Below are 14,640 nucleotides of genomic sequence, written 5' to 3' on the forward strand. Positions count from 1 at the left end.
CAGCACCTCGCACGACTGTGGCGCTACGGTCTGCTGCTGTCGCGCAATCGGCATGTGGCCGAGGATCTCGTGCAGACAACGTGTGTGCGTGCACTGGAGCGTGCTGCGCAATACGTCGCGGGGACGCGCATGGATCTCTGGTTGCTGAGCATTCTGCATTCGACCTGGCTCAATGAAGTACGCGCCCGTCGTGTGCGTCAGGGTGGTGGACACACTGATGGACATATGACGCTCGACGGCGAATACGTGGCGCAAACACACGTCATGGCGGCGCAGGTGATCCGCCGCGTCGATGCGCTGCCCGAAACCCAGCGCGAAACGGTGTATCTGGCCTATGTCGAGGGCCTGTCGTATCGCGACGTCGCCGAGATCCTGCAAGTACCGATCGCTACGGTGATGAGTCGTCTTGCCACCGCCCGCCTCAAACTCGCCGAGTATCCGCCGCTGCAAGCGGTCTCGAAAACCACCGAAGGGGATCGCTGATGAATGCACCTTCGGATGAGCAACTGGTGGCGTATCTGGACGGCGAAGTCGCCGAGGATTATCGCCGCCAACTCGACGCGGCCATCGCCGATGATCCGCTGCTGAACCTGCGCGTGCAGTGGCTGAATCGCAGCAGCCTGCCGTACAGGGCCGCTTACGATGAACTGGCGCAACAGGCACCGCTCGATCGCCTGCAAGCACGACTGGATGCCATCCCTTCGCCAGAAAACCCGGGACTGAGTCGGCGCTGGTTTGTCGGTGCTGCCGCCGCAACATTGATAGCCGGTGGCGTACTCGCCGACCGCTTGTTTCTCGGCTGGCAGGTGCAACAAACGCATGAGTGGCGAGGCTTGGTCGGCGACTATATGGCGCTGTATGGACCGCAGACGCTCGACCACTTGCCTGCCGACGAAGCCACACAACGCGCGCAGTTGCGCACGGTCGATGCGCGAATGGGCCTGAGTCTTTCGCCTGCCGTGTTGAAACTGCCGGGCGCCGAATTCAAACGCGCACAGATGCTTGAATATGACGGTGTGCCGATTGCGCAGATCGTTTATCTGGATGCCAGGCACCGGCCATTAGCGCTGTGCGTCACCCGCTCGAACAGCGGCAGCCGGCCGCTGGAGCATGAAAGTCGGCATGGTATGAATGTGGTGTATTGGACCGAGCGCGAGCATGCCTGGATGCTGATCGGCCATGACGCCCCGGCGGCACTGGCAGACAAGGCAAAATTGTTGAAAAGCCGCATAAGTGCATGACCCAGACTGCTCTATGCTGAGCGAGTGATTTTCCGAGGATGATTCACCGATGCCCATTTCGTCTCGTGCTGCTTTACTGGTGATCGACGTTCAGAACGACTTCATTCCCGGCGGCCAATTGCCGGTGCCTGAAGGCGATCATATTGTGCCGTTGATCAACCGCCTCGCGCGCCAGTTCAAAAAGGTCGTTATTGCCCAGGACTGGCATCCAGCCGGCCATGCGTCGTTCGCTTCCAGTCACCCCGGCCACCAGCCTTATGATGTCATCGAGTTGCCTTACGGCGAGCAGACCCTGTGGCCCGAGCATTGTGTGCAAGCCACACCCGGCGCCGAACTCCACCCGGAACTCGACCTGCCGCACGCCCAATTGATCATTCGCAAGGGCTGCAATCCTGACATTGATAGTTATTCGGCGTTTCTGGAGGCAGACCGTCGCACGACCACGGGACTGTCCGGCTATCTGAAAGAGCGCGGCATAGACACGGTTTACATGGTCGGTCTGGCGCTGGATTTCTGCGTAATGTACTCGGCGCTGGACGCTCGGGCGGCGGGGTTCAACGCGTTTGTAGTGCTGGATGCTTGCCGGGCGATCGACATGAATGGATCGCTGGCGGCCGCGATGGACCGGATGCAGGGTGCTGGCGTTGGACTGATTCAATCGACCGAGCTGACCTGAACAACGCGCCCCCTGTAGGAGCTGCGGCACGCTGCGATCTTTTGATCTTGATCCTTAAAAAACAAGATCAAAAGATCGCAGCCTCGTTTTACTCGACAGCTCCTACAGGGACTTGAGTTTCAGGCAGCTGTCGGCAACCACAAACGGAATCGCGCCCCACCCAAAGGCGAAGACTCGACCGTCAAGGTCCCGCCTTGAGCTTCCAGGGCCCTGCGGCTGATTGCCAATCCCAACCCAAACCCGCCCGTGGCCCGATCCCGGCTGCGATCCAGTCGATAAAACGGCTCGAAAATCCGCTCTCGCTCATCGTCAGGAATACCGATGCCGTCGTCATCCACCCAGATCTCGCAACCCTCAGCGTTAACCTGTACGCCAATCTGAATGCGTTTCTCGCAGTAGCGCATGGCGTTGCGCACCAGGTTCTGAATCGCTCGGGCGGTCAACCGCGGGTCGAGCGAAAAACGTTCGAGCTGGCCGTGCAACAGCACGTCGATGACGATTTCCGGCGACTCCAGCTCTTCGTCGACGCTGCCCAGGATGCTGTCGATGAACTCATCGAGCGACACTTCGACCTGTTCCGGTGAGTGCGCCGGATTTTGCAAGCGGCTGTAGGACAACAATTCCAGCACCAACTCATCCAGCTCACGAATGTGTGCCACCAATCCCTGCAAGCGTTCGCGGCTTGCCGCCGGCAGGTCGTCGGACAGTGCCAGTGCCAGGCCGAAATCCAGGCGCGTCAACGGCGTACGCAATTCGTGGGAAACCGCATTGAGGAGGTCGCGCTGCTGATTAAGCAGTTTTTCGATATCGCCGGCCATGGTGTCGAACACTACCGCCAGGCCGCCGATGTTGGAGCTTGGAGCGATTTTCGTGCGTTCGCTCAAATGGCCTTTACCGAAGCGTTCGGCGGTGCTTTTGAGACGCTCCAGATCGCGCCAGTGCGGGCGCAACCATATCAACAGGCAGGCAAGGAGCGTCGCGCCGATCAATACGTTGATGCTCCAGTACAGCAGATCGACGTCCATCGGATCCGGCGGCACGATCATTTGCACCGCCATGCTGTCGTTTAGCGGCGCTACCGCGAGGGTGCGCCAGCCCCAGTCACCGATGCGCACCACGTTCTCGCCGCGCCGCAGCCGTTCACGCTCAATGTCGGTAAATTCAGCGTCATCGATAGGCGCCAGTACGATATTCAACGGCTGGAAGTCCTTGTCCATCGACGCCGCCAGCGCAGGCCATTGATCTTGCGGCACCGCTCGGAACTGCTTGGCGATCAGCGATTGCAGACCACGGGAATAATCCAGGTTGTAGGTGACGAAGCGATCCCGAAAGGCCATGACCACCAGGTCTGGCACCAGATAGATGGCGGCGCTGTACGACACAATCGTCACCAGATACAGACGGAACAGGATGCGGAACATCAGATCAGCATTCCCACTCGGAACGGCTGAACAGATAACCCTTGCCCCACACTGTCTTGATCTTGCGCGCCTCACCGGCGTGGTCATCGAACTTGCGCCGCAACTTGGAAATCGCCACATCCACCGAGCGGTCGGTGCCGTTGAACTCTATGCCGCGCAGGCGTTGCAGAATCTGGTCGCGGCTGAGCACTTCGCCGGCGTGTCGGGCCAGCACCACCAGCAAGTTGTATTCACCGCTGGACAGTTCCACCGGCTGATCGCGCCAGGTCACGGTGCGTTCGGACAAGTCGATACACAGATTGCCCATGATGATGCGGTCGTTGGCCGTCAACGGCTCTCCGAGACTGCTGCGCCGTAACAGGGTCCGCACCCGCGCCAGCAACACCCGCGGCTCGCAGGGTTTGGTGACGTAGTCGTCGGCGCCCATTTCCAGGCCGAGTACTTGGTCGTGGCTGTCATCACGGGCGGTGAGCATCAGGATCGGCAGCGTCGCTGAATCGGCGCGCAGCAGACGGCAGACTTGCAGCCCGTCGAGCCCCGGCAGCATCAGATCGAGGATAACCAGATCCGGCGGATTGACCCGCGCCCGTTCACGCACATGGTCGCCCCGACCAATGACGCTGACGGAATAACCGTTGCGTTCCAGGTAGCTGGAAATCAGTTCGGCGAGGGCGGTGTCGTCTTCGACCAGGAGGATATTGGGCATGGGTGATCCAGAAAGTGCTGTGGCGACCGAGCAACCGTATTCGCAAGCAGGCTTGCTCCCACAAGTGAATGCATTCCAAGTGTGGGAGCGAGCCTGCTCGCGAATGCTTTAAATGTCGCAATAAATTTCAATGGCTTAAGGATATACGCCCTCACCCGTCCCTGAGTAAAACCCTTACACAATTTCACACAGCGACTACAAAGCTTCACCGCTACTCTCGCCAACTGCCCGTAGGATGCGGGCATCAATATTGGGGGTGGTAAATGTCGAACAAACTGCTGGCCGGGCTCGGCCTGATCGCTGTGGCGCTGACGCTGAGCGCCTGTGACTCTTCTTCGAAGGCCGAAGACCAGGCACCGCCAGCAACCGTGCGCATCGAAACCATCGAAGCGCGCCCACTGTCGATCAGCAGCGAACTCAGCGGCCGGATCGCTGCACCGCGGATTGCCGAAGTCCGTGCCCGTGTGCCCGGCGTCGTACTGCAACGTAACTTTCGCGAAGGCAGCGACGTGAAGAAAGGCGATGTGCTGTTCCGCATCGACCCGGCGCCGTTCAAGGCTGACCTGGACAGCGCCGAAGCGGCGTTGCGCAAGGCCGAGGCCAATGCGTTTCAGGCGAAGCTGCAAGAGCAACGCTACGCCCAGTTGATCGACGACAAAGCCATCAGCGCTCAGGATTATGACAACGCCCGCGCCAATACCCGGCAAACGGCCGCTGACGTCGCCGGCAACAAGGCTGCGGTGGAGCGGGCCAGATTGAACCTGGGTTACGCCACTGTCATCGCGCCGATTTCCGGTCGTATCGGTCGCGCGCTGGTCACCGAAGGCGCGCTGGTCGGGCAGAACGAAACCACGCCACTGGCGCTGATTCAGCAACTCAATCCGATCTACGCCGACCTCACCCAGTCGACCCGCGAGCTCAACGAACTGCGCCGGGCGTTCCGCTCCGGACAATTGCAGGAAGTCGGTCAGGATCAGGTCAAAGCGACCCTGATTCAGGATGACGGCAGCCTGTATCCGTTGCCGGGCAAACTACTGTTCAGCGACATCACCGTCGACCCGGGCACCGGCCAGATCATTTTGCGCAGCGAGTTCCCCAATCCCGATCTCGACCTGCTGCCCGGAAGCTTCATTCGCGTGCGCCTGCAACAGGCGACTATCCAGAACGGCATCACCGTGCCGCAACGCGCCGTGCAACGTGACAGCGCAGGCATCGCGCAAGTGTTGACCGTCGATGAGCAAATGCGTGTAGCCGAGCAAACGGTGCAACTGGGCGCCGTGCAAAACAATCGCTGGATCGTCACCGGTGGACTCAAGCCCGGCGACCGCATCGTTATTGAAGGCCTGCAACACGCCCGCCCCGGTGACAAGGTGCAGATTGACGACACCCCTCTTCCACTTGCCCAGACCTCTGGTCAGTAAGCAGGACGCTTTTATATGCCGCAGTTCTTTATTGATCGCCCCGTATTTGCCTGGGTGGTCGCCTTGTTCATCCTGTTGGCCGGTGCGCTGGCCATCCCGCAATTGCCGGTGGCGCAATACCCCGACGTCGCGCCGCCTCAGATCGAAATCTATGCCGTGTACCCCGGCGCCTCGGCGCAAACCGTCGATGAAAGCGTGGTCAGCCTGATCGAGGAAGAGCTTAACGGCGCGGATCACCTGCTTTATTTCGAATCGCAGAGCAGTTTGGGCAGCGCCACGATCAAAGCGACTTTCCAGCCGGGCACCAACCCGGAACTGGCGCAGGTCGACGTGCAAAACCGTCTGAAAGTGGTCGAGTCGCGCTTGCCGCAAGCCGTGAACCAGCAGGGTTTGCAGGTGGAGAAAGTCTCCTCGGGTTTCCTCTTGCTGATCAGCTTGACGTCCAATGACGGCAAGCTCGATGACGTTGCGCTCAGTGATTATCTGGCACGCAACGTGATGAACGAAATCAAGCGTCTGGACGGCGTCGGCAAGGCTCAGTTGTACGGTGCCGAGCGTGCCATGCGTATCTGGATCGACCCGCAGAAACTCATCGGTTTCAACCTGACCCCGGCTGACGTCAACGCCGCCATTGTGGCGCAGAACGCCCAGGTTTCGGCGGGCAGCATCGGTGACTTGCCCGGCCCGTCAACGCAGGAAATCACTGCAACAATTTTGGTCAAAGGCCAGTTGTCGACGCCGCAAGAGTTCGCCGACATCGTGCTCAAGGCCAACCCGGACGGGTCCACTGTGCGTATCGGTGATGTGGCGCGGGTCGAGATCGGCAGTCAGGACTATCAGTTCGGCACACGCCTCAACGGCAAGCCGTCCACCGCTGTCGGCGTGCAATTGTCGCCGGGAGCCAACGCGCTGAGCACCGCAACGCTGGTGCGCGCGAAGATGGATGAACTGGCGCGCTACTTCCCGGCCGGCGTGGAATACAAGATCCCGTACGACACTTCGCCCTTCGTCAAAGTCTCGATCACCAAAGTGATCTACACCCTCGGCGAGGCGATGCTGCTGGTGTTTGCGGTGATGTTCCTGTTTCTGCAGAACGTGCGCTACACGCTGATTCCGACGCTGGTGGTGCCGGTGGCGCTGATGGGCACGTTTGCAACCATGCTGGCGTTGGGTTTCTCGATCAACGTGCTGACCATGTTCGGTATGGTATTGGCCATTGGCATTCTGGTGGACGACGCCATTGTCGTGGTGGAAAACGTCGAGCGGATCATGGCCACCGAGGGCCTGTCGCCCAAGGAGGCCACGCGCAAAGCGATGACGCAGATCACCGGCGCCATCATCGGCATCACTCTGGTGCTGGTGGCGGTATTCATCCCGATGGCGTTCATGCAGGGTTCGGTCGGGGTGATCTATCAGCAGTTTTCGCTGTCGATGGCGACGTCCATTCTTTTCTCCGCATTCCTCGCCCTGACGCTGACGCCAGCGCTGTGCGCGACACTGCTCAAGCCAATCGCCAAGGGCGAGCATCACGAGAAGTCCGGATTCTTCGGTTGGTTCAACCGCCGTTTCGAGCAACTGACCGTGCGTTATCAGGGCTGGGTCGGTTATGCGCTGAAACGCACCGGGCGATACCTGCTGATTTATGGCGTGTTGCTGGTGGGCCTGGGGATTTGCTTCATGCGTCTGCCCTCCTCGTTCCTGCCGGTCGAGGATCAGGGTTACACCATCACCGATATCCAGCTGCCGCCCGGCGCAACCAAGAACCGCACGGTGCAAGTGGCCGAACAGCTTGAAGCGCATAACGCCGGTGAGCCCGGTATCAGCGACAGCGTGGTGATTCTCGGTTTCAGCTTCTCCGGCAGCGGACAGAACGCGGCACTGGCGTTCTCGACACTCAAGGATTGGTCGCAGCGCGACAGCGAAGATTCGGCCAGCTCGATTGCCGACCGCGCCAACATCGCCCTGAGCCAGATCAAAGACGCCATGGCGTTCTCGGTTCTGCCGCCGCCCGTGGACGGTCTCGGCACGTCCAGCGGTTTCGAGTTCCGTTTGCAGGATCGCGGTGGCCTCGGTCATGCAACGTTAATGCAAGCACGCAGGGAACTGCTGGCAGCCGCGGAGGAAAGTCCGGTCCTGATGAATGTGCGTGAAAGCGCACTGGCCGAGGCGCCGCAAGTGCAACTCGAAGTGGATCGCAAGCAAGCCAATGCCTTGGGGGTGTCGTTCGCCGACATCGGCAACGTGCTGTCTACTGCCGTGGGCTCGGCCTATATCAATGATTTCCCCAATCAGGGACGTATGCAGCGCGTGGTGGTGCAGGCTGAAGGCGATCAACGCAGTCAGGTCGATGATCTGCTGAAAATGCACGTGCGCAACAATGCCGGAAAAATGGTTCCACTGTCGGCATTCGTCCAGGCCAACTGGATTCAAGGGCCGGCGCAACTGACCCGCTATAACGGTTATCCGGCGATTGCGATTTCCGGCGAACCGTCACCCGGTCACAGCACCGGCGAGGCCATGGCCGAGATTGAACGTCTTGTCGCACAGGGGCCGAAGGGTCTGGGGCAAGAATGGACCGGCCTGTCGTTGCAAGAGCGCTTGTCCGGCAGTCAGGCACCGATTCTGCTCGGCCTGTCGCTGCTGATCGTGTTCCTGTGTCTGGCGGCGCTGTATGAGAGCTGGTCGATTCCGACCTCGGTGTTGCTGGTGGTGCCGTTGGGGGTACTCGGTGCGGTGCTGGCAGTGACGCTGCGCGGAATGCCCAACGACGTGTTCTTCAAGGTCGGGTTGATCACCATCATCGGTCTGTCGGCGAAGAATGCGATCCTGATCATCGAGTTTGCCAAGAGCCTGTACGACGAAGGTCACGACCTGATCGATGCAACGTTGCAAGCCGCCCGCCTGCGCCTGCGTCCGATCGTGATGACGTCGCTGGCCTTCATCCTCGGCGTGGTCCCGCTGGCGATTGCCACCGGCGCCAGTTCGGCGAGCCAGCAAGCGATCGGTACAGGGGTTATCGGCGGGATGATCACCGCAACGTTGGCAGTGATCTTCGTTCCGGTATTCTTCGTCGTCGTCATGAAGCTCGTAAAACGATTCACCAAACCCCACGTGTAAACATGTAGGAGCTGCCGAAGGCCGCGATCTTTTGATTTTTTTCTTAAAACACAAGATCAAAAGATCGCAGCCTTCGGCAGCTCCTACAAAAGCCACATGGCGTGCGCTATGGTGCAGGGATCGACCACCAAAGTGAGTCCCCATGCGCTTGCTCGCCCGCACCCACCCTCGCCTTTCCGCAGCTGCCCTGCTCGGCCTCGCCGTGGGCCTGATTTCCCCCGTCGACTCCATCGTCAGCAAAATCCTCTACGGCTGGAACGCCGGCGTATGGACTTACCTGATCCTGATGCTCTGGCTGACCGCGCGCTCCAAGGCCCCGGACGTGAGGCGCATCGCTGAAGTCGAAGATGAAAATGCCGGCCTGGTGTTGTTCGTGGTGTGCATCGCCGCGCTGGCAAGCCTCGCCACCATTACCTTCGAACTGGCCGGCAGCAAAGATCTGGACACCACTCACAAACTGATGCACTACGGCTTCACCGCCCTGACGGTGATTGGTTCGTGGCTGCTGATCGGGGTGATTTTCTCTGTGCACTATGCACGCCTGTTTTACACCTGGGACGGCAAGGAACCCGCACTGCGTTTCGCCGAAGGGCTGACCACGCCCAACTACTGGGACTTCCTCTACTTCTCTTTCACCATCGGCGTGGCGGTGCAAACCGCCGACGTCGGCGTGGCGACGCGGGACATTCGCAAAATCGTCCTCGCACAGTCGTTGATCGGTTTCGTGTTCAACACGGCGATTCTTGGGTTTTCGATCAATATTGCGGCGGGACTGTTTGGCTGAAGGCTGTAATCCTCAATAAAATCATAGGATTAACGCCATCAGAAAATCGAACAATAAACAACTGGCCCCGAAACAGCAAAAATCACACTTTCCCCCAATTGTAAACTGTCAAGCTTTACAGTTTACAAGCAACGAATATAAACGGTTTTATAGCCTCATCCCGGAAGTTTCGTTTAATAGCGGGATATCTCGTCATGACATGGAGACCGCAATAATGACCAGCAAAATTACAAAGCGAAGAAATGAAGTCGGTACGGGTAATTGTGAAGGAACTATAAATGGTACAGAGCCCTTTAACGCCAGACTTGTGGAGCTTTCGGAACAGGTTTTCCCACCGCCGCATGGGACTGCACACGTCATGTTTGCTCGTGAACGCGGCCCTGCGCCGACGTTCGCAACGAAGGAGCTTACACTTTCGTTCACTAAAGGATTACCAAGCAGCACTTACTCTCTGGCACCTGATTCGCATGAGGTTCGCATCACATTCGCCGACAACAGCGATCCTGAGAACCCCGTTATTTATACTCAACGCTCCGGAACAGCGATTCTTGTATACGAAGCCCCTGCTCGAGTTCTTTTCGGAAACCTGGAAAACGTCATCCTTGAGAATCGGGACGATGACAAGCAAAAAGAAATCACTCTTCAAATCAGGTTTAACGCGAAGGGAGCTATTTCGGTTTCGAGCAAGCCTCGCCTCGTTGCATAAATAATCAACAAAACAAGAAAAGGAAGCTTTCGCTTCCTTTTCTTATAACTGTTTTATTACCACGTATAGCGCAAACCGATATTGGCACCAAACGGCTGTTCTATATTTTGCCCGTTGCTGTATTCAAAATCAGCATGAACACTGAAATTTTTCGCGACAACCATTGCGACACCCGCCCCCACCTCTGCGCGAGAACCTGAAAGATCATTATTGAAAACGTTGTTATTAACCTGTACTTCATTATTTTTCGCAAACTCGTGAGCCCATGCGACACGCATGTAGGGTTGCACCACCCGGCCTTGCCCCAACTCAATGTTCCGTCCCGCGGTAACGCCTATCTTGCCGATAAACGAGCGAGTACGATCCCCGTCAGCTCGAAGATCGTTGCTCAGAGAATAATCCTTGCCCTCGATGACCACAGCAGACCATTGGGTGTAGGGCTCCAAAAAATTCCCATCAGCCAAAGTGATGTGTTTGCCGAACTCTACCGAACCGCCAACCCCGGAATTATCATAATCACCTTTGGCTCGAGAACCATCGCTCAACCCCACCTTGGCGTCATTACGGAAATGGTTGGCCTTCACTAAAAAATCAGCGTAGTAGCCTGTCTGCGCATCCAGCCAGGTTAGATAGCTACCCAGATAGTAACTATCAACGCTACCCGATGTGCCGGCACCGAGGTCAAGGTCAGACTGACTTTGACCCGCCATTACGCCGATCACCCATTGACCATCACCCAAGGGCAACGGAGCATCCGCTCCCAACGTAAAGCCGTGCTGACGCTGTTGATAGCCAACACCTGAACCATCGCTGACGTTGTATTTATTGGTATATGTACGTGCCCATGCGCCAGACTGTCCGCCATTGAATCGCAGTTCACCCATCCGGGTGCGCAGAGAAGTCAGTTCACCCAGCCAAACAGTCGAAGCCGTATTGAACAGCGCCAGCACGGAGCGCGCCCCAGGACTGACCGTACGCGTACTGGGATCGAGTATCCAATCGTTACCGCTTTTAGCCAAGGCATAGGAAAAGGCGCCCAGGTCGACGTCGCGTTCGATGAAAAACTGTGCATCCCCCCCTGCCGTTTGCACAACGCGAATAGGTTGCCCGCTGGCAGGGTCAACGCCACTACTGGCGATCAACAGTTCATGGGTCCCATGGGCGACTCCGGTGACATTCAGCAGATCCGTCTGACCCGTACTAAAGTCGGTGCCCATTACGAAGCGACCATCGCCGGACAGTGAGTTTACGTTTAGTTGATAGAAGGCATCGCTGGCCCCAAAAACCACCGAACCTCCGTTGTTCAAGGAAAGCTGATCGATGTTGCTGTTACCTGTAAGCACCCATTTGGCACTGTCGTTGATCGTGGCGCTGGCAACATTATGCAGCTGCCCTGTCAGCGTTGAGTTTTCTTGCAAAATCAATTTTGTGGTGCTGCCCTGCTCCGTAACGATATCGCCCGTCAGCGTACTGCCGTTGACCACCAGCGATGTATTCGCACCTCCTTTGACATCCAGCAACGTGCCATTGCCAGCCAGTAAACTAGAGTTGGTCAATGTTATGGAGGCTGTCGAGTCCGCACGGTTGGCAAAATCCACCAGGATCGCCGCGCCGGTTCTACCTTGTACCGTAGTGTTTTCGAGGCTCAACACCGCTGGCTGTACTTCATTGGGGTCAAAGCCGATGACCACACCTTCACGGCCACCAACAATCGTGCTGTTTCGCCCAATCGCTTGGCCACTGCTCAAGCGAAGTCCATAACTGTTGGCGCCGGTTCCGAGAAGACTGGAATCGATGAGGTTCAGGACGCTGTAGGCGCTGACCAGCGCGCCCCCTGTTCCACCACTGATCGTGGTTCCGCCGGTGACGGTGACCTGAGAACCGATCTGCGTATTCGCATCGCGAACGACCTGTAGTCCTACCCGATTACCCGTAATAGTGCTGTTGTCGATGGTGGCGTTGCTGTTGCTCAAAAAAACCGCCGCCAAGCCACCAACACCTGTGACAGTTGTGCCACTCAAATTGACAGTTGACCCATTGCGCGCTGATATCTGCTGCGTCGAGCTACCTGGATTGACGATCAGCGCTGAACTGTCAGCGGTGATGGCGAGCGTTTGTGCGCCATTGACAGTCAGTTTCGCATCTTGCGCAAGATCCCATGTTTGCGGAGTGCCGCCGTTGACGGTTTCCTCGCGTTCCACGACCGGCGCAGCGCTGGCAAAAGCGCTAAAAAGTGCCAACAATGAAGGACTTAAAATGACGCAGCACCGCGAGCGATTCCCGCCCGGTAACGACTTACCCCACATAGTGAATACCTGCTTCTGACTTGGAATGAAGGCGTTTTAGCCAGCCTTTGAGGATCGCAAGGCTATAGAGAAGACTCACTCTTTTCTGTAGGACTTTTCTTTATTTAGAGCGCGAATGGTCGTTCAAGGCCGACGAGAGTTATTCAGAATTTATTCAGGAGCGGGATTAATTAAGGAGGGGCAGCGAACGGCTTCCTGGCCGCACTGCCCCCCCGATAACTTACTTATGGTGTAGGAGAAAAAAAATCTTCACAGAACCGTCCCTCACTATCATCCAGATCCAGCGCGCGTATCGCAGGCAGGGAATCGGGTGTCGGATTATTACCTGCACCTCCACGCGAAATTGAATAAGTCACCCTGCCGTTTGCCAGGTGCGTGGGTTTGAAGTCCTCCATATAATCGCCGATTTCAATCACGACGCCCTCCGCAGGGAATGTTCCGACAATGGGAAACGTGGCTTCAGCGTCAGTACCAGGAATAGGCACAGGAACATCTTCTATAGTCATCCCCTGAAACTTCAGTGTAATGGTCTCACCATCCACTGTGTATGTGTTTGGTATCACCCGTACACGCAGGTTTCTCCTTTCTGTACCATCATTCGGTACAGTGGCTGTAGGGAAATTCAATGTGGAGCATCCGATCCGTCTTGCCGGCCCCGCAAGGCCCAATATTTCCGGAGCCGCCATTTCAATCGGGAACGGATCCACTGGAATAACTTTCGGCCGAGAGTCCGTTGGATTGTGCGTGTTGGGAGAGCTCAAGGTATAACGAAGAACTTTAGTTCCACTGTTTTGATCAGCAATAGTTTTCCAAGGGATAACTCGATCAATCCTGTTGCCCTCCTGCCCAATCGTCAGAGCGATAGATTCGCCGATCTTGACATCATCATAAAACAGGTCGATCAACCACCCCTCTTCTGTGGGTGGAGCGGAGAACAGCAGGATATGTGCAGTGATTGCGTCATCTCCGTAATCGCCTTCTCTGATTTCGTCGTTATTGCCCGCTGATGTCGTCAATGTTGGCGGATCGAGCCCTATCGTAATGGGATCCGGGCCAATGAATGAAATATCAACGTCAATATCAACGTCTGATTTAGCCAGATCTCTGGTGCCTCGAAACATTGTGTAGCTGACGTTGGTCATGACGATCCCGTCAGTATCGCCATATATCTGTTTTACAATGTCGTAAGGAGCATAAAACGTTAACTCCGCGTCACTACCAACTCGTTGCTCAGCACCCACCTGCTGCCCCCCCCAAAAGCCGACAATTGTGTCGCTTCCAGCATTGGGTGTAGGCACCGTGACTTTAAACTCCACGCCCTGGCTGTCCACCTGGGTGTCTTTCAGATCGATCAGGTTATCGCCATCTACACCATTGGCCAGCGTTACGACTGGAGGCTTGACTGTAGCAGGATCCGGGTCCATGGCATGCTGAACCTCACGCTGACTGAAGTTCGATCGGCGCCCGATATTACCCACGACATCCGAGGAGGTATAAATCAGTCGATTGAGACCCTCTCCAGCATTCACAAAGACGCTTTTTGGAATTTCCGCGTCCTGATTGGCCGACAACACCCCGTCAAAAACCGGGATGTCACGGCCAGGATCGGGCGCAGGCCCGAAATAAAACTTGTACACGTCAGTCGGTTCAAAGTTTGCAGGAATCGCCGGTTTGACGATGATGCCGGTTTTACCTTCGAGGTACTCGTCATTGATGGGAACAGTCGGCCCAAGATCCGCAGGCCATGAGGCTGCGGCAGGTGTACGATCCGACGGCGGGGTTTTTACTTCGCCAGGTTTCGTAAGATCAACAGCGAAGGTCGATATGGCAGACGCAACATCATTGGTGCCGGCGGCATAATATATATAACGAAACTCCCATTCTGTAGGTGTTTCTGGAGTTCGTTCCTCTATCAGAAAACGCTGTGGAATCTTGAACGGCACACTCCAGTCTCGATCAGCTACAGGTCCCAGAAATTCGAACTGACCAGTAAGGATATCTAACCACACGGTAGTGCCTTTCCTACGGATCTGCGGCTGAAAAGCATCGTCATCATCTTCAAGCGACGGCCTTGGAACGAGATAATCCAAGTCTGCAGCAAGCGCCGCTTTTGGAATGCGCAGATCAGAAGGAATCGTCTGCGCCGGAAATGTAGCAGGTCTCGGATCCATGGCAATGTTGTTTTCCAAGGTAGATCTGGCTTTGAGTACAGCCATTCTGGATAGTCTGGCCCGTTCAACTATAGCGTTCATGATTCTCTCC

The 14,640-nt window shown here is 56.8% G+C and carries 11 protein-coding genes; 7 read left to right on the forward strand and 4 right to left on the reverse strand.

All coding sequences use genetic code 11. The features are described 5' to 3' along the window. The first annotated feature begins 33 nt into the window (after positions 1-33). Genes AB4P97_RS10350 through pncA form a run of 3 tightly spaced genes read left to right on the forward strand, consistent with a single transcriptional unit; the run spans position 34 to position 1,917 of the window. Positions 34-483, forward strand: coding sequence for a sigma-70 family RNA polymerase sigma factor (locus tag AB4P97_RS10350; RefSeq protein WP_395602933.1), 450 nt, complete (start codon positions 34-36; stop codon positions 481-483). Further along, entirely contained in the window at positions 483-1,241 is a 759-nt protein-coding gene (locus AB4P97_RS10355; RefSeq protein ID WP_395602601.1) for an anti-sigma factor family protein, read from the forward strand. Before AB4P97_RS10350 ends, AB4P97_RS10355 begins: the two co-directional genes overlap by 1 nt. 49 nt (positions 1,242-1,290) lie before the next feature. Next, positions 1,291-1,917: a bifunctional nicotinamidase/pyrazinamidase gene (gene pncA / locus AB4P97_RS10360; protein WP_395602602.1), complete on the forward strand. Its 627-nt coding sequence runs from the start codon at positions 1,291-1,293 to the stop codon at positions 1,915-1,917. A 119-nt stretch (positions 1,918-2,036) separates the two neighbouring features. On the opposite strand, the gene AB4P97_RS10365 is transcribed toward pncA, so the two are convergent. Both AB4P97_RS10365 and AB4P97_RS10370 read right to left on the reverse strand, forming a co-directional pair. Next, positions 2,037-3,338, reverse strand: a complete 1,302-nt coding sequence (locus AB4P97_RS10365) for an ATP-binding protein (protein ID WP_047301387.1) — start codon at positions 3,336-3,338, stop codon at positions 2,037-2,039. Between the two features lie 4 nt (positions 3,339-3,342). Next, positions 3,343-4,044 carry a response regulator transcription factor gene (locus AB4P97_RS10370; RefSeq protein ID WP_042559319.1) on the reverse strand — a complete coding sequence of 234 codons (702 nt, stop codon included), beginning with the start codon at positions 4,042-4,044 and terminating at the stop codon, positions 3,343-3,345. A 263-nt stretch (positions 4,045-4,307) separates the two neighbouring features. Between AB4P97_RS10370 and AB4P97_RS10375 the strand changes: the two genes are divergently transcribed. From AB4P97_RS10375 to AB4P97_RS10390, 4 genes are all read left to right on the forward strand, one after another. Further along, positions 4,308-5,465: an efflux RND transporter periplasmic adaptor subunit gene (locus tag AB4P97_RS10375; protein WP_042559320.1), complete on the forward strand. Its 1,158-nt coding sequence runs from the start codon at positions 4,308-4,310 to the stop codon at positions 5,463-5,465. A 15-nt stretch (positions 5,466-5,480) separates the two neighbouring features. Then, complete coding sequence (locus AB4P97_RS10380) at positions 5,481-8,582, forward strand: efflux RND transporter permease subunit (RefSeq protein ID WP_042559321.1); 3,102 nt, start codon at positions 5,481-5,483, stop codon at positions 8,580-8,582. Between the two features lie 142 nt (positions 8,583-8,724). Next, entirely contained in the window at positions 8,725-9,366 is a 642-nt protein-coding gene (locus AB4P97_RS10385; RefSeq protein WP_042559322.1) for a DUF1345 domain-containing protein, read from the forward strand. A gap of 214 nt (positions 9,367-9,580) precedes the next feature. Next, on the forward strand, positions 9,581-10,072 hold the full coding sequence (locus tag AB4P97_RS10390) for a hypothetical protein (protein WP_395602603.1): 492 nt from the start codon (positions 9,581-9,583) through the stop codon (positions 10,070-10,072). Positions 10,073-10,128: 56 nt separating this feature from the next. Here the strand turns inward: AB4P97_RS10390 and AB4P97_RS10395 are convergent, their stop codons facing one another. Both AB4P97_RS10395 and AB4P97_RS10400 read right to left on the reverse strand, forming a co-directional pair. Continuing rightward, entirely contained in the window at positions 10,129-12,378 is a 2,250-nt protein-coding gene (locus AB4P97_RS10395) for an autotransporter outer membrane beta-barrel domain-containing protein (protein ID WP_052906085.1), read from the reverse strand. 224 nt (positions 12,379-12,602) lie between these two features. Next, positions 12,603-14,630: a hypothetical protein gene (locus tag AB4P97_RS10400; protein WP_395602604.1), complete on the reverse strand. Its 2,028-nt coding sequence runs from the start codon at positions 14,628-14,630 to the stop codon at positions 12,603-12,605. Between the last annotated feature and the right edge of the window lie 10 nt (positions 14,631-14,640).

Source organism: Pseudomonas sp. A1230 (genome assembly GCF_044218825.1).
GTDB classification, from domain to species: domain Bacteria; phylum Pseudomonadota; class Gammaproteobacteria; order Pseudomonadales; family Pseudomonadaceae; genus Aquipseudomonas; species Aquipseudomonas iridis.